The organism is Acinetobacter lwoffii (genome assembly GCF_052078135.1).
Taxonomy (GTDB): domain Bacteria; phylum Pseudomonadota; class Gammaproteobacteria; order Pseudomonadales; family Moraxellaceae; genus Acinetobacter; species Acinetobacter lwoffii_Z.
Window position 1 is genome coordinate 1 of record NZ_JBQGUZ010000031.1, and the last position, 24,504, is coordinate 24,504.

Annotated in this window: 20 protein-coding genes; 3 read left to right on the top strand and 17 right to left on the bottom strand. The window is 37.6% G+C overall.

Going from position 1 to position 24,504, the window contains the following annotated elements:
- Positions 1-231: 231 nt before the first annotated feature.
- The 15 genes from ACTL4S_RS14910 to ACTL4S_RS14980 form a co-directional block, all read right to left on the bottom strand.
- Positions 232-2,889 carry an excinuclease ABC subunit UvrA gene (locus ACTL4S_RS14910; protein ID WP_000848145.1) on the bottom strand — a complete coding sequence of 886 codons (2,658 nt, stop codon included), beginning with the start codon at positions 2,887-2,889 and terminating at the stop codon, positions 232-234.
- 82 nt (positions 2,890-2,971) lie between these two features.
- Complete coding sequence (locus tag ACTL4S_RS14915) at positions 2,972-4,264, bottom strand: NAD(P)/FAD-dependent oxidoreductase (RefSeq protein ID WP_005006190.1); 1,293 nt, start codon at positions 4,262-4,264, stop codon at positions 2,972-2,974.
- Positions 4,265-4,283: 19 nt separating this feature from the next.
- Positions 4,284-5,114: an S-formylglutathione hydrolase gene (fghA, locus tag ACTL4S_RS14920; RefSeq protein ID WP_000376303.1), complete on the bottom strand. Its 831-nt coding sequence runs from the start codon at positions 5,112-5,114 to the stop codon at positions 4,284-4,286.
- A 73-nt stretch (positions 5,115-5,187) separates the two neighbouring features.
- Positions 5,188-6,519, bottom strand: coding sequence for a DUF3422 family protein (locus ACTL4S_RS14925; protein WP_000657000.1), 1,332 nt, complete (start codon positions 6,517-6,519; stop codon positions 5,188-5,190).
- Positions 6,520-6,553: 34 nt separating this feature from the next.
- The gene (gfa, locus tag ACTL4S_RS14930; protein ID WP_001289504.1) at positions 6,554-7,132 is read right to left on the bottom strand and encodes an S-(hydroxymethyl)glutathione synthase; all 579 of its coding nucleotides are present in this window, start codon (positions 7,130-7,132) and stop codon (positions 6,554-6,556) included.
- Between the two features lie 75 nt (positions 7,133-7,207).
- Positions 7,208-8,317 (bottom strand): S-(hydroxymethyl)glutathione dehydrogenase/class III alcohol dehydrogenase, encoded by a 1,110-nt coding sequence (locus ACTL4S_RS14935; RefSeq protein ID WP_000842133.1) that lies wholly within the window; start codon positions 8,315-8,317, stop codon positions 7,208-7,210.
- A 58-nt stretch (positions 8,318-8,375) separates the two neighbouring features.
- The gene (gene frmR, locus ACTL4S_RS14940; RefSeq protein ID WP_001146646.1) at positions 8,376-8,651 is read right to left on the bottom strand and encodes a formaldehyde-responsive transcriptional repressor FrmR; all 276 of its coding nucleotides are present in this window, start codon (positions 8,649-8,651) and stop codon (positions 8,376-8,378) included.
- Positions 8,652-9,126: 475 nt separating this feature from the next.
- Positions 9,127-10,698, bottom strand: a complete 1,572-nt coding sequence (gene gshA, locus ACTL4S_RS14945; protein ID WP_005006185.1) for a glutamate--cysteine ligase — start codon at positions 10,696-10,698, stop codon at positions 9,127-9,129.
- Positions 10,699-10,720: 22 nt separating this feature from the next.
- Positions 10,721-11,491, bottom strand: coding sequence for a ZIP family metal transporter (locus ACTL4S_RS14950; protein ID WP_000051649.1), 771 nt, complete (start codon positions 11,489-11,491; stop codon positions 10,721-10,723).
- A gap of 315 nt (positions 11,492-11,806) precedes the next feature.
- Positions 11,807-11,914, bottom strand: a complete 108-nt coding sequence (locus tag ACTL4S_RS14955) for a DUF2474 family protein (protein WP_000777872.1) — start codon at positions 11,912-11,914, stop codon at positions 11,807-11,809.
- 8 nt (positions 11,915-11,922) lie between these two features.
- The gene (gene cydB, locus ACTL4S_RS14960; RefSeq protein ID WP_000566428.1) at positions 11,923-12,927 is read right to left on the bottom strand and encodes a cytochrome d ubiquinol oxidase subunit II; all 1,005 of its coding nucleotides are present in this window, start codon (positions 12,925-12,927) and stop codon (positions 11,923-11,925) included.
- Complete coding sequence (locus tag ACTL4S_RS14965; RefSeq protein ID WP_000172212.1) at positions 12,920-14,356, bottom strand: cytochrome ubiquinol oxidase subunit I; 1,437 nt, start codon at positions 14,354-14,356, stop codon at positions 12,920-12,922. The genes cydB and ACTL4S_RS14965 overlap by 8 nt, the downstream gene beginning before the upstream one ends.
- Before the next feature lie 213 nt (positions 14,357-14,569).
- Entirely contained in the window at positions 14,570-14,845 is a 276-nt protein-coding gene (locus tag ACTL4S_RS14970) for a metal/formaldehyde-sensitive transcriptional repressor (RefSeq protein WP_001146945.1), read from the bottom strand.
- A 332-nt stretch (positions 14,846-15,177) separates the two neighbouring features.
- Positions 15,178-17,154, bottom strand: a complete 1,977-nt coding sequence (gene uvrB / locus ACTL4S_RS14975) for an excinuclease ABC subunit UvrB (RefSeq protein ID WP_005006178.1) — start codon at positions 17,152-17,154, stop codon at positions 15,178-15,180.
- Between the two features lie 242 nt (positions 17,155-17,396).
- Positions 17,397-17,837 carry a DUF488 domain-containing protein gene (locus tag ACTL4S_RS14980; RefSeq protein WP_111812660.1) on the bottom strand — a complete coding sequence of 147 codons (441 nt, stop codon included), beginning with the start codon at positions 17,835-17,837 and terminating at the stop codon, positions 17,397-17,399.
- 328 nt (positions 17,838-18,165) lie between these two features.
- On the opposite strand from ACTL4S_RS14980, the gene ACTL4S_RS14985 reads away from it, so the two are divergent.
- A complete protein-coding gene (locus ACTL4S_RS14985; protein ID WP_006582413.1) occupies positions 18,166-19,116 on the top strand; it encodes an IS481 family transposase in 951 nt (316 codons plus the stop codon).
- A 93-nt stretch (positions 19,117-19,209) separates the two neighbouring features.
- Here the strand turns inward: ACTL4S_RS14985 and ACTL4S_RS14990 are convergent, their stop codons facing one another.
- On the bottom strand, positions 19,210-20,349 hold the full coding sequence (locus ACTL4S_RS14990) for a zinc-dependent alcohol dehydrogenase (RefSeq protein WP_111813214.1): 1,140 nt from the start codon (positions 20,347-20,349) through the stop codon (positions 19,210-19,212).
- A 265-nt stretch (positions 20,350-20,614) separates the two neighbouring features.
- Here ACTL4S_RS14990 and ACTL4S_RS14995 point away from each other — a divergent pair, with 265 nt between their 5' ends.
- Positions 20,615-21,586, top strand: a complete 972-nt coding sequence (locus tag ACTL4S_RS14995) for an IS481 family transposase (protein WP_262735312.1) — start codon at positions 20,615-20,617, stop codon at positions 21,584-21,586.
- A gap of 16 nt (positions 21,587-21,602) precedes the next feature.
- Positions 21,603-23,333, top strand: coding sequence for a hypothetical protein (locus ACTL4S_RS15000; RefSeq protein WP_000939241.1), 1,731 nt, complete (start codon positions 21,603-21,605; stop codon positions 23,331-23,333).
- Between the two features lie 205 nt (positions 23,334-23,538).
- Here ACTL4S_RS15000 and ACTL4S_RS15005 read toward each other — a convergent pair whose 3' ends face one another.
- A complete protein-coding gene (locus tag ACTL4S_RS15005; protein ID WP_441299607.1) occupies positions 23,539-24,375 on the bottom strand; it encodes a hypothetical protein in 837 nt (278 codons plus the stop codon).
- Positions 24,376-24,504: the final 129 nt, after the last annotated feature.

Below are 24,504 nucleotides of genomic sequence, written 5' to 3' on the forward strand. Positions count from 1 at the left end.
TTCTGAAAAGGTTGCCGACACATAAAGTGACCCAAATAGAAGAATTACTGCCACACCGCTGGAAATCCAACTCAAATTAAAAAATAGGCATGGGATTCAGCGGACGCTTACCAAAAAAAGAGAGGTCAACTCTCTTTTTTTCACTTAATTCAAAGCCTGAACCGACTGCTGTAACCCTTTCTGAATATCTTGAACAAGGGTCAAAGCATGAAATTGACATAGAAAAATTGATTAATATGAACTTTTCAACTCATTTGCTAAAAATGATGCAGTACGACTATCAAGGTTCTGTACTACCTGTTTTGGTGTTCCTGTCACAACAATACGCCCACCAGCATTTCCAGCTCCTGGGCCCACATCTATCACCCAATCAGCTTGTGCAACGGCACGCATATCATGCTCAATCATAACCACGGTATTACCCGCATCGACTAATCGCTGCAATTGAACTAACAATCGATCTACATCTGATGGATGCAAACCTGTAGTTGGCTCATCAAGTATATACAGTGTATTTCCACGCTGATTGCGTTGCAGCTCGGTCGCCAATTTAATACGTTGCGCTTCTCCACCAGATAGTTCAGTCGCTGGTTGCCCTAAACGTAAATAACCAAGACCAATTTCCTTTAATAATTGTAGTGAACGAGCAATCGAGACCTCTCCATCAAAAAAATCACGTGCTTCATTGACGGTCATTTCTAATACTTCAGCAATATTACGTCCATTCCAGCGAATTTTCAGAGTGTCATCATTATATCGAGCACCATGACATGTCGGACAAGGGGCATATACACTTGGCATAAACAATAATTCTACACTGACAAAGCCTTCACCTTCACAAGTTTCACATCGCCCTTTAGCCACATTAAATGAAAAACGTCCAGCATCATAATGAGCTTGGAGAGCTTCAGGAGTCCCAGCAAATAACTTTCTAACATGATCAAATAAACCCGTATAAGTTGCCAGATTAGAACGTGGAGTACGGCCAATTGGTTTTTGATCAACCTGTACCAGACGCTTTATAGCCTCCACATCACCAGCTAGAGAACCTCGTGTAACCTCGGTAACCAACATTCCTTCATTTAAAGGATTATCTTCATTATTGTTTTCAGTTTCAGATTCATTGCCTAAATATGAAAGTACTAACTCAGGTAAAGCTTGAGAAACGAGACTAGATTTACCTGAACCTGAAATACCTGTAACTGCTGTAAGTACACCAAGAGGTATACGAGCATCAATATTATGCAGGTTATGTCGGTAAATATTGTTAAGTTCAAGCCAACCAGAGGGTGTACGTCCATAACTTTGAGTAACTGGGATTTTATTAAATAAATAACTTGCAGTACGTGAAGCTGAAATCTCACTTAAACCCTGAGGTACCCCACTATATAAAATATTACCACCTTGCTCTCCTGCATCTGGTCCAACATCCACTAACCATTGAGCACGACGCATGAGCTCTAAATCATGCTCTACAACAAATACGGAGTTCCCAGCATCTCTTAATTTATCGAGGGAATCATATAATGACTGACTATCTGAAGGATGTAATCCAGCAGACGGCTCATCCAGTACGTAAACTACACCAAATAGCATAGAACTTAATTGTGTTGCTAAACGCAAACGTTGTAACTCTCCAGCTGAAAGAGTCGGTGTGGCTCTATCTAATGTTAGATAACCAAGGCCTAACTGGCGTAATTGATTTAAACGCCCTACCACACCACTTGCTAAACGCTGGGCAGCAATTTTCTTTTCATCTGAAAGTGCTGAAGTACGTCTTACATCTGGAGATACAGAATGCACTGCTCTACCTGTTGTTGCTCGTTCAGATCTATCAAGTTGAGTTACTTTATTATTAGTCTTTTCGCCAGCATCATGAGCGTCGAAATCGCCAAGAACAATGGGTTCAAGCAGGCAAGTTAACTTATCCAAAGAAAGTTGCATAAACTCACCAATATCTACTCCTGCAAAGGTAATAGATAAGGCTTCTGGTTTAAGGCGTTTACCATGACAGGAAGGGCATAATTTTCCTTCCATAAAACGTGAAACACGTTTTTTCATCAACGTGCTTTGGGTATTAGCAAAAGTATGAAGGACATAGCGACGAGCACCAGTGAAAGTACCCATATAGCTAGGTTCTAATTTACGTTTAAGTGCGGACTGAGTCTCAGTGGGACTTAAACCGGCATAGACAGGAACTGTTGGGGTTTCTTCAGTAAATAAAATCCAATCTCGATCCGATTGCGGTAAATCTTTCCATGGTCGATCAACATCATATCCTAGGGTTACTAGGATATCGCGTAAGTTTTGCCCGTGCCAAGCAGGTGGCCAAGATGCGATAGCTCTCTCACGAATACTCAGTGTTGGGTCAGGAACCATTGTCGATTCTGTAACTTCATAAATGTGACCTAAACCATGACAGGTAGGACAAGCACCTTGAGGAGTGTTTGGTGAAAAGTCCTCGGCATATAACATTGGCTGATCGGCAGGATATGCACCCGCACGCGAATAAATCATTCGCACGAGACTTGATAAAGTTGTTACACTTCCAACAGAAGAACGGGTATTACTTGCACCACGTTGTTGTTGCAATGCTACTGCTGGTGGTAGACCATCAATAGCATCAACATCTGGTACTCCTGCCTGATCTATTAAGCGTCTTGCATAAGGTGCAACAGATTCGAAATATCTTCTTTGTGCTTCAGCAAAAATAGTCCCAAAAGCAAGTGATGATTTTCCCGAACCCGATACACCTGAGAAAACAACAAGTGCATTTCTTGGGATAGAAACATCTACATCCTTAAGGTTATGCTCACGCGCACCTCGAACTTCAATACAATTATTAGATAAAGTAATGTTATTGGGTTCACCAAAAGAATGTGTTTTCATGTTTCTACCCTCTATCGCTTAAAAAGTCGTAAGCTAATAATTATTAAAATATTTTCTATTAATTCCTAAAATTAAAGTTAGCTTAATTCTTAGGAATAGATTTACTAATATCTTCTTTTCTTACATTTGTGATAAGTCTTGAACCACGATAACCCACACTATGATTCCACAACCAACTTAAGGCAACGTTTAAACGACTTTGCACACCAATCAAAAAGTAAATATGTATAAGTTTCCAAAACCACCAAGCGAGTACTCCTTGTAGTTGAAATTTACCCATATCAACAACTGCGCGACTACGTCCAATTGTTGCTAGATTACCTTGATGATGATATTTAAATGGCTCTTTTATATCTTTGCCTTTTAATCGATTATCAATGGTTTTCGCAACATATTTTCCTTGTTGTTTGGCGGCTGGTGCTATACCTGGTACTAACTTACCATCTTCCATAGTAACTGCCGCGGTATCACCAATGACGAAAATTTCAGGATGCCCTGTCACAGTTAGATTTGAATCAACCAACACACGCCCTGCACGATCAGATTCAACATTTAACCAACGAGCTGCTGGAGATGCTTGTACGCCAGCAGCCCAAATAATTGTTTTTGCAGGTAGCTGTTTTCCATCATAAACAACACCATCTTCTGAACAACTTGTCACTGGTGTTCCAAGTACAACCTCAACACCAAGTTGTTCAAGTGCCTGACGGGTATAGCTAGACAACTTTTCAGGGAAAACTGATAATAAACGTGGACCGGCTTCAATCAATACCACTCGAGATTCACGAGGATCTATCAAACGAAAATCTCGAGATAACGTATCTTTTGCCAGTTCTGCAATAGTTCCTGATAGCTCAACTCCCGTCGGACCACCTCCAATGATCACAAATGTTTGTAAAGCCTTTCTTAAGATTGGATCTTTGGTACGTTCAGCTTCTTCAAAGGCAGCCAGAATTCGTTCTCGAATATTTGTTGCATCCCCCAAGGTTTTTAAACCTGGTGCAAATCGCTCCCATTCATCATGACCAAAATAAGCATGAGTAGCACCTGTCGCAATAACTAAAGTGTCATAATGCAACTTTTCGCCATCATCAAGAACAACTAGTCGGCTACCCACTTCAATGCCCTGCACCTCTCCCATTAAGGTACGGACTTCAGGACGGTTTCGAAAAATATATCGAATAGGCCAAGCGATTTCAGATGTTGATAAAGATGAGCCTGCGACTTGATACAATAATGGTTGAAATAGATGGTGATTTCTTCTGTCGATAATAGTTATATCGACATTGACACCAGCGAGACTATTTGCAGCCTCTATCCCTCCAAAACCAGCTCCAATAATAACAACACGATGACGTCCTGTAGACTTTACCATGAGTTTATCTCCCTATTTCCTAGCACTTAAGAGCTAAAGCATGATGCACAATATGTGCACGAATAAAGCTCGCAATGAAGTAATAACTATGGTCGTAACCTTCTCTTAGGTTTAAAACTAAAGGGTGATCCATTTCAGTACATACTTTTCGTAGTCTTTCTGGTTGAAGTTGGCTATCAAGAAATTCATCCCCTAAGCCTTGATCAACTAATAATGGAATTTTATGAATTGAATTCTTAACTAATTCAACAGTATCGTATTGTTTCCATGATTCCTGATCAGCTCCTAAATAAGCATTGAAAGCTTTTTGTCCCCAAGGAACTATGGATGGATTAACAATAGGCGAAAAAGCTGATACGCTCAGATATAATTCGGGATTACGTAAGGCAATCGTTAATGCCCCATGTCCTCCCATTGAATGACCACTAATACCGCGTTTTTGTGACGCAGGGAAATGAGCCTCAATTAGCGCTGGAAGTTCATGCACAATATAATCATACATTTGAAAATGTGCAGCCCAAGGATCTTGAGTGGCATTCAGATAAAATCCAGCACCTTGACCGAGATCATATGCAGGATCGTCAGCTACATTTTCTCCACGAGGGCTAGTATCTGGTGCAACAATAATAATTCCATGTTCAGCCGCATATTGTTGCGCTGCAGACTTCGTAATAAAATTTTGTTCTGTGCAGGTAAGACCACTGAGCCAGTACAGTACTGGTAATTTATCTTGATGCACCTGAGGAGGCAGATAAATAGCAAATTTCATCATGCATCCGAGTACTTCAGATTTATGTTGATAAACGTCTTGCCAACCACCAAACATTGCATGATGTTCAACACGATCCATATCGTTTTCCTTATTACAAAAAAGTTGTGATCTCCCTTTATTTTTAGAGAGGTCTTGTTTGTCGTTAAAATGATTATTTTTCTGGTATTACATCACTATGCTTTTGTCTAATCTTTCGCATTGTCCACCAAATAGAAAACATCACTAACGGTACTAATATCGCAATTGTGAATTCAGGCGCTGCTATATCATGAACTGAAGGTATACCTTTCACTAAATATGCAAGTAAACTAACAACATAATAAGAAATCGCAGCAACGGATAAACCTTCTACCGTTTGTTGAAGGTGTAATTGTTGTCTAGCACGATTATTCATTGATGTGAGCAAATCTCGATTTTGACGCTCTAACTCAACATCGATCCATGAACGCAAAAGAGAAATAGCACGTGTTAATTTTTCAGAAAGAGTAGCTTGGCGTTCTTTAACAGATTGACATGTCCTCATCGCTGGAGCGATACGACGCTCAAGAAAGTCGTGCCATGTGCAATATCCAGATATAGACTTTTCTGAAAGTCTATTCAAACGTTCTTCAACGAGTTCATAATAAGCACGACTGGCGCCAAATCGGTAAAGATTCGCTGCCACATTGGCTTCTAGTTCAGTTGCAAGCGTCGTAAGTTCAAATAGCAGTACATCATTATCACGTCTTAATTCTGTTCCTTTATTCATTTCATCAGTGATCGCGGCAAGCCGTAGCTCCATCTGACGTAGTTCAAAGGTCATTGTTCGAATTAATGGCAAAGCAAGTAATGCCAATGTTCGATATGTTTCAATCTCTAATAAACTTTGAGCAAGTGCGCCTGCACGAGCCTCTGTCAAACCACGATCAAGAATAAGAATCCGGGTCAGACCGTCATTATCTTGTCTGAAATCAGTCAAAATAGCTGCTGTTTCATTTTCTACTAGTGAATAGCACAAACTGACTGTATCAAAACGATTTACCAATTTTTCAGATTCAGTAGCCCATGGCAATACTTGCAAGCAGATACCTGAGATAATTTCACCTGGTGGAACAAAGCCATTTTTAAATGGATCTTCACCTTTAGGCAATCCCGTTGGTACATCTAGTTCTGCACACCAAAGATATGTGGAAAATTCTGTGTGTTTTTCACAATGCAAATTTCCTTCATCCCAAGTCAAACCATGAAGTGGTGATTCTTCTTTTTGAGTTTTTTTCAAGCCAAAGCGATCTGATAGTTCATCCAGCGCAATTTGGTCCTTGCTTGGATCTCCCTCTGTCAAGAAAGCTAACTGCAATAAGTTTCGTGGAGCTTGTATTAATAAAGGTGGACGGGCATGTACCTCTCCCACAGCCCTCACTCGATCTGCATGTGCTGGCATACCATATACAAATGCAGTCGAGGAAGTTTGTGGGGTCGTTTTGATAGCGGGTTCTTCTTTCATCACGACCTCAGTTTTTCAAGTTTAATAAAGAGAATTAAGCTTCTTTATACGTTCCTTTCTGCTTAGCTGAATGTGTAGCTAAAGCATCCATTAAGCCCGGTGACAAACAATCATAAGGTTCAAGTTTAAGTTCACGTAAACGATTGCGGATAGCATCCATATTTGATGGAGGAGTTCCACTTTCAATCACAGACGAAACAAAAGCTGCAAAACCAGGAGCAGACCATCCTTCTTGTGGAGAAAGCTCCGTATGAACAAAGTCTAAACCGTAGAATGCATGATCTTTATTTTCGATACGACCAAAAAGGTGCGCTCCACATTCACGACATGCGTGACGTTGAATTGCAGCATTCTCATCAACAATATGAAGCTTTTGTGGATTTGCTACAACGCTTACTTTGTCACGTGGTACAACTGCAATTACAGCGAACGTAGCACCTTCTGGTTTCCAGCATTTAGTACATCCACAAGCATGGTTATGCAATGTTTGAGCACCAACCTCAACTTGAACTTTATCCGTTGAGCATAGACATTCTAAGATTCCACCGTCGAAGTTTTCTTGGCTTGGACGGATCCCATGATCAAGAGAAGGGTGTATATGAATTTCGCTCATTTTACTTTCCTTAAGATGAATTGATCGACATGGTGTGAAATTCACACCATGGATTTTTAATATGAGATTAGTTAATTAGTACTTAATAACCGTACGGATTGACTTGCCTTCATGCATAAGATCAAAGGCTTTATTAATATCATCAAGGCCCATTGTATGGGTAACGAAAGGAGCAAGATCAATCTCACCTTTCATCGCATCTTCCACCATTCCTGGAAGTTGTGTACGACCTTTAACACCACCAAAAGCCGAGCCTTTCCATGTACGACCAGTCACCAACTGGAATGGACGAGTTGAAATTTCCTTGCCTGCACCAGCTACACCGATAATGATCGATTGTCCCCAACCACGATGAGCCGCTTCTAATGCTGAACGCATAACATTCACGTTACCAATACATTCGAATGTATGATCAACACCCCATCCAGTCATTTCAATTAAAACTTCATGAATTGGTTTGTCATAATCTTTTGGATTAAGACATTCAGTTGCACCAAATTGACGTGCCAAGTCAAATTTAGCAGGATTAGTATCAATTGCTATGATACGACCAGCTTTTGCCTGACGTGCACCTTGAAGAGCAGCTAGACCAATACCACCAAGACCAAAGATTGCTACCGAATCACCAGGCTGAACTTTTGCAGTATTATGAACAGCGCCAATGCCAGTAGTTACACCACATCCCAATAAACAAACATGTTCTGGGTTTGCATCTGGATTAATTTTTGCAACAGAAACCTCAGCAACCACGGTATATTCACTGAAAGTTGAACATCCCATGTAATGATAAAGAGGCTGACCATTGTATGAGAAACGTGTTGTTCCATCTGGCATTAACCCTTTACCTTGGGTAGCACGAACAGCAACACAAAGGTTAGTTTTACCAGATTTACAGAATAGGCATTCACCACATTCAGCTGTATAAAGCGGAATAACATGGTCACCTGGCTTAACGCTGGTTACACCCTCCCCAACCTCTATAACAATGCCTGCACCTTCGTGCCCAAGTACAACTGGAAATAATCCTTCTGGATCGTCACCAGATAAAGTAAAGGCATCAGTATGGCAAACACCTGTATCCGTAATTTTAATTAGAACCTCTCCCTTACGAGGCGGTTCAACGTCAATCTCAACAATTTGTAGGGGTTTCCCCGGCTCAAAAGCAACTGCTGCACGTGATTTCATGATGTCGTTTCCTTAGACCAAATGTAGTTTTTGGCACCGAACATCAAGTCGGTGCTGATTAACGAAGATACGATCTAACGATAGAAATAGTTTCGTCAATTGACTTTCTTTGAGAGTTAGTTCTAGTTTCATTATCTGGAAATTCTTCTCGCAAATAACTTTCTAGTACAACCGCCATTAAACCATTTACAGCCCCACGGACTGCGGCTAGCTGATGAAGAATTACACCACACTCAGTACCTTCATCAAGTGCCTGCTCAAGAGCAGCGACTTGTCCTTTGATACGTCTAACACGAGTAAGCGCTTGTTTCTTCTCACGATCATTGTATGGCATATATTCAACCTTCTCTCATTTAGATTTAGTCATCATACTATACTCTCTTATCGTTAAACTCATAATACTATACCCCCCCATGGTATAAAAGGGGTAAATTAAAAATAATTAATATTTTTTGAAGAAAATTATCTTTTAGTTATACTATTGCTTTGCATAATTAATTTAATATTATTAAAAATCAGTAATTTAGTAAAAAAATATTAAAAATATATTTTTTAAAAAAAAGAAAATTTATATTAAATATTCTTATATTAACACTTCTGTATATCAAATTATCTTTTAGCAAAAACACGCTTAAAAAATAAATAAATTAAATCAATAATTTATGTTAAAGTAAAAAAAACCTAGTAATCAAACCGATTGTTAGAAAAGAATATTTCAATTGTTTAAATTAAAATCAATTAAAATAAAACCATGATACAAATTAATCTATCGAATTTACTTAATCATTTTCTTTTTAACTAGTATGCATTCAACTTGAATAATTCTTCATAAACAAATTAAAATCCATGACTTGCTGCTGCTCTAACACTTCTTGCTCAAGAAGAGACTTTTGTGCAACTGATTCAAAAAATTGTTTACGCTCATCCGTCAAAACCTGTTTCGAAAAGTTATTCAAATGTTGCTGGCATTGATGTAAAGCGAAGTCATTAAAACCTATATTATGTTGAAACATATATGTTAAGACCTTAGAGGATGGCGTTAAGAATGAATTCTCAATTTTAGCCTGTTGAGCATATATAGCTTCTTTATGTTTATTAATATCATTTGCATGATCGAGTAAATTAGCTAGAGGTCTAATATTAGCCAACAACTCTTGAGCCCAATCATACATAGCAATTGAACTATCTCCATTTTGGAGTTCTAAATTTGGCTTTCGCCCCTTTTCAGCCACAAGGTGAAAGTTATTATTCGCCTGATTAAGGCTATCTTGACTTAATGATGGGCTTTTATATAAAGCACAAAATAATAAAAATGCATCCAAAAAGTAAGCTTGCTCTAAATCAATTCCTAACGAAGAAAAAGGATTAATGTCCAAACAACGTATCTCGACATACTGTACCCCACGTGCATTTAATGCATGAAGCACACGCTCACCAGAATATGGAACTCGTTTTGGTCTAATATTTGAATAATATTCATTTTCTATTTGCAAAATATTAGTATTAAGTTGCACCCATTCGTTATTTTTATGGGTACCAATATTCGTATACAAGGGGTAAGGTGTTTCTAAAGCCTCTTTTATACTATGAATGTATGAATTGAGACTATCAAAACAAGGAGAGATAGTAGATTGTGCACTACTTTGATAACCAATCTTACTCATTCGAAGACTAGTCGCATAAGGCAAGTAGTAAGTGTCATTATCAAATTTTTTAAATTGATCTAAGTTTTTTTTTAAAAAATTTGAATTAACCGCTGGGGATGCTCCGAATAGATAAATCAATAGCCAACTATAACGGTGAAAATTTCGTATCATATCCATATAAATTGATGACCGATCTTTATTTTCGAAAGTAGTTATATTATCTAGTTGGTATAAAAGCTGAATTAATTGCTCAGGTAATGAAAAATTATAGTGAATACCTGCTATACATTGCATGGCCCTACCATATCGAAGAGCTAATCCTTTTCGATAAACGTGTTTAAACTTACCAATATTTGAATTGCCATACTCAGCTATAGGAATCCTTTCTTCTTCTGGCAAAAGAGAAGGCATTGATGAACTCCAAAGGTATTCATTATTTAGTTTTGTATAAACAAAACGATGAATATCATTAAGTTCTGCAAGGACCTCTGAAGCACTCAAACAAGGTGGCGTAACAAATTCCATTAATGATTCGGAATAGTCTGTAGTAATAAACTCATTTGTCAAAGCTGATCCTAGTGTTTTTGGATGCGGTGTAAGCACCAAATTCCCATTCTTCGTTACACGCAAACATTCACGTTCTATCCCTCGCAAACACATAGTCAATAAAGGTAAATTTTCACCTAGAATATTTAGACGATGAGTATAGTGTTCATCAAATATTAATTTATCCATATATCAAACCTTACATTCAAAGTTAATGTGCACCATGAACTACCCTATTAATTAAAGTTACTATAAGAATTCCTATAAAAAGCCAAAGAATTTGGATAATGGTATCTTTAGTTGTCCAACGCTGTTGTAATTGAGGAATTAGATCTGATAAAGACACATAAATAAAACTACTACTAGCCAAAATCATAAGGAAAGGTTGCCATTGCTGTAATCCGGCCAGTAGAAAATATCCACTTAATCCACCTAAAGCTGTCATTGCACCAGCCATAGTAAGCTTTAGTACAGCAGCACTACGATGATTTTTCTGCCTAAGAACTACCAAATCACCCATATGATGAGGTACTTCATGTACAAGAACCGAAGCAGCTGCAATCAGCCCAAGATGTATGTCAACAATGAAAATTGAAGCAATCAAAATACCATCACCAAAACAATGGACTCCATCACCCAATAATAGTGACCAACCATTAGTTGTATGTGGCTCATGTGAATGATTATGCTCATGTCCGTGATGCCACAATTCAGCTTTATTAAGTAGAAAAAAGAAAACTAAACCAATTAGAAGTGCTAAAAAAAGTTGATGTGTATCTATATTGCTTTCAAAAGCCTCTGGTAACAAATGTGTAAAACTTGTTGCTAATAACGCACCAGCTGCTAGACCTAAAAAGCCTTGTTGTACATAACTATCTTGATTGTTAATAGCTGCCCCAGCTCTCGTTACCAATAAGTCTGCGATCAAAACGCTACCTATTCCTACGACCAGAGTGACTAGGGTAATAATGAAAAGTGACATAGATTTAATACATACCTAGTAGACAATCATTTTTAACTAATCGCATATACAAGCCGAAATTCGTTCGATACAACATCAAATTTGTAGATGTTGTATTAAGCAATCTAATATACTATACCCACCTATAGTATAAAAGGGATTTTATAAAAAAGTTTAAGCCACTCAACAATTAATAGGAAATTATTTTAAATTCAATTAAATAGATACAAAAATCATGACATTCTTAATCAAATCTAGTCTATTGAGAAATTTTTATTTTTTACATTATACAAAAGAGCCTAAACAAAGGCCCTTTCATCACTATTCTCTGAGCTCTTAGTATGCTAATTGAATTAAGAATCTAAAAATTCCTGCAATAACCGCTAATGTAACTACACCAATTACCCAAAGTAAGATAAACCATCCTGTCTGTGAAAGTTTCATACAAACTCCTAATGATAACCAGCATCACCAACACGAACTTTACCTTTAAAAATCCAATATGAAAAAATGGTATAAGTCAGAATAATAGGAATGAGCAACAGTGCACCAATCAAAGCAAAAAGTTGACTATTCGCTGGGGCTGCAGCCTGCCAGATCGTTACTGAAGGTGGAATAATATAAGGCCACAAACTAATTAAAAAACCTGTATAAGCAAGGAAGACTAAGCCTAACGTATAAATAAAAGGACTAAGTTCTTTCTTTTGTTTACATGCCCGTAAAGCCATTCCCGTAAAAATAAGTACTAATACAGGAATTGGACTAAAGTACATTAACTGAGGCTGACTAAACCAGCGTTCAGCAATTTGCGGTTGTGAAAGTGGTGTATAGATAGTAACTAATCCAAAAATAATAAATACTGAAATGATCAGTTTAGGCATCATTGAAAACATTTTTTCTTGAATTTCAGCATCAGTTTTATAAATTAACCATCCACATCCTAAAGTTGCATACAGAACGACTACACCAATACCAGTAAACACAGAGAAAGGTGTCAACCAGTCCAACTGCCCACCAGCATAAACACCATTTAAGGTTTTAATACCCTGAATATATGCACCTAGAACTACACCTTGAAGAAAACCTGCAAATACTGAACCACTAATAAAAGCTTTATCCCACAGATGCTTAGTACGGTTTGCTTTAAATCGGAATTCAAAAGCAACTCCACGAAATATTAATGCGATCACCATCAAAATAATCGGCATATAAAGTGCAGAAAGAACTGTTGAATAAACTAGCGGAAAGGCAGCAAAAAGCCCCGCCCCACCAAGCACCATCCAAGTTTCATTACCATCCCAGACCGGAGCAACGGTATTCATTAGCACATCTCGCTCATTGGAACCTTTAATGAAAGGAAATAAAATTCCGATACCTAAGTCAAACCCATCTAGAATGACATAAATCAATACACCAATTCCAATAATGACAATCCAAATAAGAGATAAATCAATCATGGCGATTCTCCCGTATTGATTCTAGTTTATCTAAGCTTCCTTCAACCGCACTCATTGGTCGCATCGGTGTTTGACCAACATCAGCATGTTCGCCTGAATGTACACTTAAGAATTGCGGGCCTTTATGCATTAGCTTTAACATGTAATAAATGCCAATACCGAAAACTACAAAATAAACCAGAACAAAAATAATTAGAGTTATTCCAACTTGCGATGCGGATACGGGTGACAACGCATCTTTAGTACGAAGTACATTGTAAACAACCCAAGGTTGACGACCGACCTCTGTTGTAAACCAACCAGCTAGAAGAGCGATAAAACCTGACGGACCCATATATAATGCAAAACGTTGAAACCATTTACTTTCATATAAACGGTCAGAACGACGCAGCCATAAGCCTAAGACGGCTAATAGCAGCATTAACATTCCCATACCAACCATGACACGGAAACTCCAAAAGATGATCAAAGAATTCGGCCGATCTTCAGGAGCAAATTCTTTTAAGCCTTTGACTTCACCATTTAATGAATGTGTCATGATCAGACTACCTAAATAAGGAATTGATACTCCATATTTAGTACGTTCTTCTTCCATATCAGGAATACCAAATAAATATAAAGGCATAGCTTCATTTTTATTTGTTTCCCAATGGCCTTCAATTGCAGCTAATTTGGCAGGTTGATGATGTAAAGTATTTAAACCATGATTATCGCCCACTAAAATTTGCAAAGGTGCAAGAACCATAATCAGCCAAAGAGCCATTGAAAATGATGTTTTGACTAAAGCATCTCTACGACCTTTAAGTAAATGCCATGCTGCTGTTGCACACACTAACAACGCAGCAACCAAAAATGCAGCAATAGCCATATGTGTAAAACGATAAGGAAATGATGGGTTAAATACAATTTCAAACCAGTTTTGGGGAACAATTATTCCATTTTCGATACTAAAACCTTGGGGGGTATGCATCCAACTATTGGATGCTAAAATCCAGAACATCGAAATACATGTTCCGATCGCTACCATTAAGGTTGCAAAGAAATGAGCTCGAGGACCAACTCGTCCCCAACCAAAAAGCATAATACCCAAAAAGCCGGCTTCTAAGAAAAAGGCGCTTAAAACTTCATATGCTAATAAGGGGCCTGTGACGCCTCCTGCTATTCTCGAAAATTCACTCCAGTTTGTGCCGAATTGGTAGCTCATGACTACCCCAGAGACCACCCCCATGCCAAAGGCAACAGCGAAAATTTTGATCCAAAATTTAAATAAATCTTGATAAATAGGATTTTTGGTTCTTAGCCAACGCCATTCTAAAACAGCTAAAAAACTTGCTAGACCAATTGAAATGGCTGGAAAAATGATATGAAACGAAACGGTAAATGCAAATTGAATTCTTGCTAATTCTAGAGCAGTAAGTCCTAAAGTCATACTACCACCTCTACTTTGAATTGATTGAAGTAATAAATCACACTGATATTTCGTACTAATCACATTTATAAAAAATGTGATTTATATGAGGCTTGATGAAGTAAAAGCGCAAATTCTTTTTAAGTTTCTTCAAAAATATTGTCATGGCGAAGTCCTTACACCAATGGTATAGAATCTATATGCAACACTTTTAGATAGGATCAATCTTTAAAATTAACGAAGGTATGACTTAATAACAGCAATTGTCTCTTCAATTGATTTCTTTTGAGACTCAGTTAGAGCTTCATTTTCTGGAAACTCCTCTCTTAAATAACTGTTAAGAACCATTGCCATCAAACCATTTATCGTTCCACGAACGGCTGTCAACTGTTTCAATAACTCATCACCACTGTTACCTTCATTAAGTGTCTTTTCAAGTATTGCTACTTGTTTCTTAACACGCTTAATCCGTATAAGTGACTGTTTTTTATCAATATCGCTATATGGCATATATTCAGGTTTCCTTGTTCCCACGAAATTAATATACTATACCCACCCATAGTATAAATAGATAAGCATAGAATTTCTATACTTCAATAGGCAAAGCTTGAAGAATAACAATACTTAACTTCTGGTTTATTTTAAAATTTAAATGTATTCAACAATATAGGCTTGATAAAATACTTTTTTAATATACATTTTGATTTATAAAATATTGTTAATGATTATATCCACTAAAAACAATGATATCCAATATCTGAGAACCATTTATCTCAAACCCTTAGATATCAATGCTCTTTCAATGAATACTGTATCATTACACTTATGTTAACAATTTTATGTCAAATATAAATAAATTGCCGATATAAATTATCTAATTGATGACGAATTTTTTCAACTTCTCCTTCATTTCCATTATCTTCAAACGTAAGTAGTTCCTGTTCTTTGCTTGTAATTTGTTGACAAAGTATTGATAGATTCTCACAGAAAGCTGCTGAATGTATTGGAAGTACCGCTTCTTCATTTTTATCAGAAGCTAATTTACGTTTTGATGAAACTGGTGAAATTCCATTTTCTTGATTAAATAAAATTTGTCGTTCTCTTCGATGAGCTGTTTCATCAATAGCCTTCCTCATTGCAGCAGTTACATTATCTGCATATAGGATAGCTTTACCATTCTCGTTACGAGCAACTCGACCTATCATCTGAAGCAGTGCCTGGCTCGAACGTAGAAAACCAGCTCTATCAGCATCAAGTATAGCGATTAAAGATGCTTCTGGAATATCCAAACCTTCCCGTAAAAGACTTACACCAATTAATATGTCAAATTCTCCAACGCGTAAACCTTCAATAATTTTAATCCGGTCTTCAGTTTTTATATCCGAATGCATATATCGAACTTGAAAACCTTTATCTGATATAAAATCATGAAGCTTTTCAGCTCCTACCTTCGTTAGAGTTGTCACTAGAACTCTATTGTGATTGTTAACGCACTTTTCTATTTCAATGAGCAGATCATCAATGTACCCTTCAGATTTTCTTACCTCGACTTTAGGGTCAAGCAATCCCGTTGGCCTAATCATTTGTTCAATGATTCTAGGCTGAGATACACGTAATTCATAATCTCCTGGTGTCGCAGAAACAAATATAGTTTGTGGCTTAATCCTTTCGAATTCCTGAAAATTTAATGGACGATTATTTTTGGAGGATGGCAAACGGAATCCATATTCAATTAACGTTTCTTTACGACTCTGATCTCCACGATACATTGCTGAAATCTGAGGAATCATGACGTGCGATTCATCTATAAATAACAATCCATCTTCAGCTAAATAGTCGAGTAAGGTAGTTGGCGGTAACTTCGCATCACGTCCACTAAAATAACAAGAATAATTTTCCATTCCCGAGCAATAGCCTAATTGCTGCATCATTTCTATGTCATTTGTAATTCTTTCATACAAACGATTCGCTTCTGTAAAACGGTTTTCTTTATTCAAATACTCTACTCGCTCCTCCATGTCAGAAAGTATTTTTGGTATTGCAGTCTCGATCTGATTTTTTGGGGTCGCAAAAAGCGTTTTAGGAGAAACCAAGTAATGATCTATTTCATTTAACTTTTTTCCCGTGACAGGATCTATCCACGTAAGAGACTCAACTTGTCCATCAAAGAGTTCGACGCGAATTGCATGATGTTCTGAATCAGCAGGAAAAATATCAATGATGTCTCCTCTAACCCTAAACATTGCACGCTTTAAAGTTTTTTCACTTCGTTCATACTGTAATAATGCTAACCGATGGATAAGCTCTTTTTGTTCAAATTGGGCACCTGGAGCTAGTGGAATTTGCAAGGTTTTATAACTACTTGGATCACCTAAACCATAAATTGATGATACAGAGGCAACAACAATTACATCCCGACGCTCTATGAGGGATTTAGTCGTGGATAAGCGTAGTCTCTCTAGATGGTCATTAATTGCAGAATCTTTTTGGATAAAACGATCACTACCAGGGATATACACTTCTGGCTGAAAATAATCATAGTAAGAAACAAAGTATTCAACCGCATTTTCTGGAAAGAAACGCTTCATTTCATCGTATAGCTGAGCCGTCAATGTTTTGTTCGGCGCTAAAATAATAGTAGGTCGTTTCAAGCGGTGAATAACATTTGCCATGGTAAATGTCTTACCAGAGCCAGTAATCCCTTTTAAGGTTTGATGAGTTGCACCATTATCAATACCTGAGATCAATCTTGCGATAGCTTCGGGTTGATCCCCAGCGGGGATATAATTTGAATGCAAAATAAATTTACCGTGTGGCATTGAAATCCCTCTATATTTAACTACCTTAAGAAAAAATCTGAATCATTAACAACTTAAGATGTACAAGCAATATTTTTAATATAATACACAATATCAAAACAAGTTTAAGTCATAGTATTTCTTATGTTAATCCGTTGAAATACATAGCTTTAAATGACAATCAAATTCTTTCATTCTTTCATTCTTAGATTTGTGATGTTCTTACTATCGAATTCTTTTTAAAGAAAGAAGATAAATTTTACCTAGAAAATATCTTTAATCACATGATTTTGCTCAGCATATTTCTGTAAATATTCTATAACCAAACGACGATGACATTGATGTGGTAAATCCTCACTACACAGTAAACACTCATTTTCAAATTGTTGCAGATTTATATGTTTTTCTATATTTCGCCGAGCCATAAGGTTTAAAAAAAGATCTTTATAACTATCCCAAGGCATATCGCCCTTTTTATAAGGCTTTAAAATTTCATCTGTAGGTGCCAAATCAGGCACATGTTCATAATCACAGTTACATATCTCCCGTAAGAAAAATTTCAAGTCATCACGCTTAGCAAACCCTGCTAGTTGTGAAACGTTATTAAGGCGAACATCGATAATTTTTTTAACGTGATTTTGCTTTATTAGATTAAAAAACTTGTTTGCACTTTTTTTAGTAAAACCAATGGTATATATAGTCATAATTTACCTTCTTCTAATAAATTTCTTCATAAAATATTTGTTGAAAATAATTGAACAAATATGTAAGTGTTATTGGCTTATCTCATGTTGGTGGTAGTGAATTGCATCAATTGAAATGGGTCTCTGAAATTCATTTCAGGTTACATGCTCAACCTCACCTATCCTTTTATGCTACGAAAATGACTATAGCAGCTTGATGAATTGAAGTTGTTTCTCGACCTTCATTCTAATAATATTCATATATTCACTTGATTTTATCGAAAGTATTTTGGTGTTTAGTCCCAGATTTTAATGGTGCAATATTCTCAGATAAATGGAAGGAAGCACTATGGGACAAGTTCTACACAGCAGCGCCACAACGACACAGGCAGTGCGTCGAGCAATACAAAATAGTCAAGAGAGCTTAAGAACGCTAGCCAAGCGTTACGGCATCAATCAAAAGACCGTCGCAAAATGGAAGAAACGTACTTCAGTAGATGATCTTACAACCGGCCCAAAGAATCCTCGCTCAAGCGTGTTATCGCCTGAAGATGAGGCGGCAATTGTTGCTTTTCGAAAACGCACTTTGTTGCCGCTAGACGATTGCCTTTATGCATTGCAGCCGAGTATTCCTTATCTGACACGCTCGTCGTTACACCGCTGCTTACAGCGGCATGGTATTTCACGACTGCCTGAGGTACAAGGTGATCGCCCTGTCAGGAAGCGCTTCAAGAGCTACCCCATTGGTTACTTTCATATCGACATCGCTGAGATGCAAACAGCACAGGGTAAGCTTTATCTCTTCGTTGCCATTGATCGCACTTCCAAGTTTGCGTTCACTGAATTGCATACTAAAGCCAGTAAGATGGCAGCCGCGGAGTTCATGCGCAATCTGGTTAAGGCTGTGCCCTATAGAATCCATACGGTGCTAACAGATAACGGCATCCAGTTCACGAACCGCACCTGTGATCGCTACGCCTCTGAGCACATCTTTGATCGGGTTTGTACTGAATGTGGCATTGAACATCGTCTTACCAAGGTTAAGCATCCATGGACCAATGGACAGGTCGAGAGGATGAACCGAACGATTAAAGAAGCTACTGTCAAACGGTTCCATTACGACGATCACACTCAGCTATGCATTCACCTTGCTGATTTTATTGCTGCATACAACTTCGGCCGCAGACTCAAAACACTCAGGGGCCTGACTCCCTACGAATTCATCTGCAAACAGTGGACAGATGAACCTGAACTTTTTAAAATTGATCCGATCCATCAAATGCCGGGACTAAACACCTAGCTGCTTTAACGATAACCATTATTTAAGATAATCTCGTTAAAGCAGCTATGACCTAACCTTTAAATGTTAAAAGTTAAGGGTAAATTTGAAAAATTAAGGAGTTAAAATGACTTTACGACATTCTTCTTCACGCTTTTCGAAAATTTCATAACCTTTAGCAGCGTCAGACAAATTCATACGGTGAGTAATAATAGCTTCAGGTGATAAATCACCATTTTCAATATACTCTAATAATTGTGGTATATACTTGTGTACATGGGTTTGGCCCATTTTGAAAGTAAGCCCTTTATCAAAAGCGTCACCAATTAAGAAATCATGAATGGGTCCTGCATATATACCAGGAACACTAACGACCCCGCCACGACGCACAGCTGCCATACATTGACGTAAAGCTGGAGCGCTTGATCCTTCAATTTTCGAACTGCCCTTAGCTTCAAAGCCAACCGCATCAATAACACCGTCAACGCCGCGATGTCCTTTGGTCTGTTCAATGATGAATTCAGCAGCATCTACCTTATCGAAATTAACCGGAATAGCCCCGTACGTATCTTTGGCATACTGCAAACGGTAGTCATTATGATCTACCACGAAGATCTGCTCAGCGCCTAACATTTTGGCACAAGCTGCTGATAACAACCCCACAGGACCCGCACCATAAATAGCTACGGTTGAACCTTTAGTAATATTGGCATTAGTCACGGCCTGCCAAGCAGTTGGTAAAATATCTGATAAAAATAAAACCTTCTCATCTGACAGTGAGCCATTTACTTTGAACGTATTAAAATTACCTTTAGGAACCCGTACAAATTCTGCTTGTCCACCAGGAATCCCACCATATAAATGGCTAAAACCAAATAAAGCAGCCGGTGGCGGAATTATTTTTTTATTAATAGCAGCGCCTGGGCCTGTATTTGTAGTCTCACAAGCGGACATTAGGTCATGCTGACAGAAAAAGCAGTTACCACATGCAATAACAAAAGGAATAACAACTCTATCGCCTTTTTTAACAGCAGTAACTTCAGAGCCTACTTCTTCAACCACACCCATAAACTCATGACCGAAGATATCGCCTTCCTCGGTTGCAGGTATTTTGCCACGATATAAGTGTAAATCTGAACCACAAATTGCAGTTGCAGTCACACGTAAAATAACATCATCTTTTTCTTGCAGTTTAGGCTCTGGGACATTGTCCACTCGCACATCTTTAGCACCGTGGTAAGTTAAAGCACGCATAATAATTTCTCCAATTAAGTAAAGCTTGCAAAATCTCGATAAACAATAATCTGTGATAATACAAGATGAAAGTTATTAGAATCAGTGGTTTATGTTGTCTAAGTTAAGTATTACTCAATTATATTAGCACCTTGAAAAAAAAGATTTATAATCAACGTGTGTTAAAAAGGTTGCGTGTTGTAAGTAAAAAATTGTAGTGGTCAACTAGGTGTTTAGTCCCAGATTTTAATGGTGCAATATTCTCAGATAAATGGAAGGAAGCACTATGGGACAAGTTCTACACAGCAGCGCCACAACGACACAGGCAGTGCGTCGAGCAATACAAAATAGTCAAGAGAGCTTAAGAACGCTAGCCAAGCGTTACGGCATCAATCAAAAGACCGTCGCAAAATGGAAGAAACGTACTTCAGTAGATGATCTTACAACCGGCCCAAAGAATCCTCGCTCAAGCGTGTTATCGCCTGAAGATGAGGCGGCAATTGTTGCTTTTCGAAAACGCACTTTGTTGCCGCTAGACGATTGCCTTTATGCATTGCAGCCGAGTATTCCTTATCTGACACGCTCGTCGTTACACCGCTGCTTACAGCGGCATGGTATTTCACGACTGCCTGAGGTACAAGGTGATCGCCCTGTCAGGAAGCGCTTCAAGAGCTACCCCATTGGTTACTTTCATATCGACATCGCTGAGATGCAAACAGCACAGGGTAAGCTTTATCTCTTCGTTGCCATTGATCGCACTTCCAAGTTTGCGTTCACTGAATTGCATACTAAAGCCAGTAAGATGGCAGCCGCGGAGTTCATGCGCAATCTGGTTAAGGCTGTGCCCTATAGAATCCATACGGTGCTAACAGATAACGGCATCCAGTTCACGAACCGCACCTGTGATCGCTACGCCTCTGAGCACATCTTTGATCGGGTTTGTACTGAATGTGGCATTGAACATCGTCTTACCAAGGTTAAGCATCCATGGACCAATGGACAGGTCGAGAGGATGAACCGAACGATTAAAGAAGCTACTGTCAAACGGTTCCATTACGACGATCACACTCAGCTATGCATTCACCTTGCTGATTTTATTGCTGCATACAACTTCGGCCGCAGACTCAAAACACTCAGGGGTCTGACTCCCTACGAATTCATCTGCAAACAGTGGACAGATGAACCTGAACTTTTTAAAATTGATCCGATCCATCAAATGCCGGGACTAAACACCTTGATCATTCAAAAATTTATCTAACAATAGGAAATCATCAGTGCTTCAAATTGGTTCAGGTAAACTCTTTACGAGAGATGTCGAATATCACAATAAGTTAAAAGGTGTCATCTACTCAAATTTACACCTTATGGCTGAAGATCGTATTGAAACTGATACTGGATCAATTGAGGGAACGTCAACCTTTCATAATTCGAACGTTCTAATTTTCACATACACGGAGCTTATCGAAGCCCTTCCTGATAGCGATGGACCAGGTTTTATGGCTTCCCATGGTATTGCATCTTTTATAAGTGATTTCTCAGCTATACTCTCCTTCGCTTTAAATTGCATAGCTTCACCAAGTTATTCACTGATTGAAAGATTACTCAGTGATGAAATGGGTACAAGCACTCATACTGTTCCTAATAAAGTAGTAAATCAAACCTTCGATAAAGTCATCTACTGTCAGGAAAGCCACAAACAACACTTAATCAATTTTACCCAGCAATTGCATGGTTTGAACCGCAAAACATTCTTAACAGTAATGAATGCTATCCGAACTTATGTGACTGGGATACATCGTATAGCAGATAACTTTGAACTGGCGTATACCCTTCTAGTTGCCTCAATCGAATCTCTTGCTCAAGAATTTGATGGGCATCAAGCAACGTGGAATGACTATGAGGAAAGAAAAAGAAGAATTATAGATGAGGCTTTAACTGGTGCTGAAGAAGAACTTGCTGAACGTGTACGTAATGCAATTTTAGGAATTGAACATGTATCGTTAGGCAAACGTTTTCAAGCTTTTGCCATCAACCACATCAAACCTTCATTCTTTAGAGAAGAATCTGACGCTGTAACTCATCCGATAACTCGTTTTGATTTGCCTACAGCATTGTCCAATGCATATCTTGCTAGATCCAAATACATACATACGTCACAAAAACTACCAAAACCCTTAGATCGAGATTCTGGCTATTCCGACACTTGTAGAATCGATAATAAAACATGGTTAACGATTCAAGGCTTAGCACGGCTTGCAAGACATATCATTACTGAATTCATTATGCGTCAGCAAACTATTACAAGTGAACCTTATAATTATAACCTTGAACGTAGTAATATAATGACCGTCTCTCTAGCACCTCAATATTGGATACAAATAGTCGATTTTAGTAGAGGTTCTGGGGTCAAGCGATTTGAAGGTTTTCTAAGTCAGCTGGCAATCCTATGGGAAAATGACCCAAATAAACCTTTATCAGATTTATCTCAATTGTTGACAGAATTGCAAACCAACTTTGACAGAATCAACATTGCAGATAAGCTTGCTTTCATCTGTCTATTCATCATTTATAATCGTCTTGTAGGTGAAAGAGACCGCATTGAAAATTGCCTAGAATTTATTGGAAGATATGAAAATCTTTTAATCCAGCCAAGCTCTGCTGTATTGGTTACTCGAAATATACTAGAGATGGAAATTGAATGGAGTATTGAAGATCATCACACCTGTTTAATGAAGTACTTCAAAGAACGTGACCATAAATTTAGTTTCCGTTGCCCTCAACTTCTTGAATCTGGAATGTTGCTCCAATTAGCGGAAAGGTATCGTGCTAATAACGATCTTGATAAAGCTAAGGAATTAGTTAGTTTGGCTGTGGAAAGCTATCCTGAACATCAAGCACTAAGAAAGTTCGAAAGCGAATTTATTTCCATACATCAACCTATTAATTGCTATTCTATCTTGTTGCCACCATTGAATGAAACTCCTACTGAGCCAACTTCTGAATAGTTTTGATTATAGCCACACACCTATTTACTACTGAAATTGTGTAGGTGTAAATGACTGGGGTGGACCAAGAAAAAACCTCATTAATAGAAATCAATATCTGTAGCTACTACTTTGAATTAATTGAAAAAAATAAAATAAAGATATTAAGTACTATCTTGATGATCAATCCAAAATCAAGTCTGTGATTGCTTGGTAGAGTGAAAAATTAAGTCACAGTAAGATCAATTATTTTCCAACCTTTTTGTTCAGCCAAAGAAAGATGCTGGTTAATGTTGTTTTTATGCACGGCTAAGCAAACAAAATGCCTAGGGCGAGTCATAGCGACATAGATTTGTTTCATAAACTTAATTGTTTGTGGTTTTGGTTCTTGAGGTTGTTGATGTACAAGGTAAGTGAATACATTTGAAATATCATGTGATCTTCCAAATGTTGTTTCAACTACCAAAGTTGCAGCGTGGGTTTCACCTTTAATGCTGTGTATAGTTGCAACTTCCATTTCTATATTTTTGTTATTAATTTCAATAGAAATTTTATTTTGTTCATAATTTTCATTATTGCTTTGTGCAGATGGGGGGTGTCCATCGTAGCTAAGATACTCTGGAATTTTTAATAAACCATTTAAATTAAAAATTTGGAGTATTTGCGAAATTGAGCTATCCCAAAATTCTTGATTTAAATTTTCTTTTCTTAATATAGATATAAATAATTTATTGAAATTTTTTAATTTTGATTCTTTTTTTAAGTATTTTTTAATACTATTAACTCCGAATTCTTGCTCTTCAGTATCTATAAGAATCTTTTTATTGTTAATTTTTGCATAGTAACATATCCCTTCTAATACGGATTTGTAAATTTCTTTAGAATGCCAATTTTGATTGATATTATCTCGTTTAAAACAATAAATAATTCTTTCAGGTTTATAATTTGATGATGAATTACATTTATTGAATTCTGGAAAGTAGTTAACCAAAGATATATTGGTATCATTTTTAGCTCCTATAGCACCCACAATTTTAATAGGATCTGTTTGGCTTTGTTGCACAAACCTATCTGTAAAGGGTTTTTCAGCGATATAATTTTCAAATGAAGAAGCCTACACACAAAATCTACCGCACAACCAATTGGCCCGCATATAACCGAGCACTCATGAGTCGCGGAAATATTGCCATTT

What these genes read in the sequence shown, in the direction of transcription:
- ACTL4S_RS14955 (WP_000777872.1), bottom strand. Translation starts at nt 11,914, where the DNA reads ATGAAACTTTCACAGACAGGATGGTTTATCTTACTTTGGGTAATTGGT.
- ACTL4S_RS14985 (WP_006582413.1), top strand. Translation starts at nt 18,166, where the DNA reads ATGGGACAAGTTCTACACAGCAGCGCCACAACGACACAGGCAGTGCGT.
- ACTL4S_RS14910 (WP_000848145.1), bottom strand. Translation starts at nt 2,889, where the DNA reads ATGAAAACACATTCTTTTGGTGAACCCAATAACATTACTTTATCTAAT.
- fghA (WP_000376303.1), bottom strand. Translation starts at nt 5,114, where the DNA reads ATGGATCGTGTTGAACATCATGCAATGTTTGGTGGTTGGCAAGACGTT.
- ACTL4S_RS14950 (WP_000051649.1), bottom strand. Translation starts at nt 11,491, where the DNA reads ATGTCACTTTTCATTATTACCCTAGTCACTCTGGTCGTAGGAATAGGT.
- gshA (WP_005006185.1), bottom strand. Translation starts at nt 10,698, where the DNA reads ATGGATAAATTAATATTTGATGAACACTATACTCATCGTCTAAATATT.
- frmR (WP_001146646.1), bottom strand. Translation starts at nt 8,651, where the DNA reads ATGCCATACAATGATCGTGAGAAGAAACAAGCGCTTACTCGTGTTAGA.
- ACTL4S_RS14915 (WP_005006190.1), bottom strand. Translation starts at nt 4,264, where the DNA reads ATGGTAAAGTCTACAGGACGTCATCGTGTTGTTATTATTGGAGCTGGT.
- ACTL4S_RS14965 (WP_000172212.1), bottom strand. Translation starts at nt 14,356, where the DNA reads ATGACTTTAGGACTTACTGCTCTAGAATTAGCAAGAATTCAATTTGCA.
- ACTL4S_RS14990 (WP_111813214.1), bottom strand. Translation starts at nt 20,349, where the DNA reads ATGCGTGCTTTAACTTACCACGGTGCTAAAGATGTGCGAGTGGACAAT.
- gfa (WP_001289504.1), bottom strand. Translation starts at nt 7,132, where the DNA reads ATGAGCGAAATTCATATACACCCTTCTCTTGATCATGGGATCCGTCCA.
- ACTL4S_RS14925 (WP_000657000.1), bottom strand. Translation starts at nt 6,519, where the DNA reads ATGAAAGAAGAACCCGCTATCAAAACGACCCCACAAACTTCCTCGACT.
- ACTL4S_RS14935 (WP_000842133.1), bottom strand. Translation starts at nt 8,317, where the DNA reads ATGAAATCACGTGCAGCAGTTGCTTTTGAGCCGGGGAAACCCCTACAA.
- uvrB (WP_005006178.1), bottom strand. Translation starts at nt 17,154, where the DNA reads ATGCCACACGGTAAATTTATTTTGCATTCAAATTATATCCCCGCTGGG.
- ACTL4S_RS14970 (WP_001146945.1), bottom strand. Translation starts at nt 14,845, where the DNA reads ATGCCATATAGCGATATTGATAAAAAACAGTCACTTATACGGATTAAG.
- cydB (WP_000566428.1), bottom strand. Translation starts at nt 12,927, where the DNA reads ATGATTGATTTATCTCTTATTTGGATTGTCATTATTGGAATTGGTGTA.
- ACTL4S_RS14995 (WP_262735312.1), top strand. Translation starts at nt 20,615, where the DNA reads ATGGGACAAGTTCTACACAGCAGCGCCACAACGACACAGGCAGTGCGT.
- ACTL4S_RS14980 (WP_111812660.1), bottom strand. Translation starts at nt 17,837, where the DNA reads ATGACTATATATACCATTGGTTTTACTAAAAAAAGTGCAAACAAGTTT.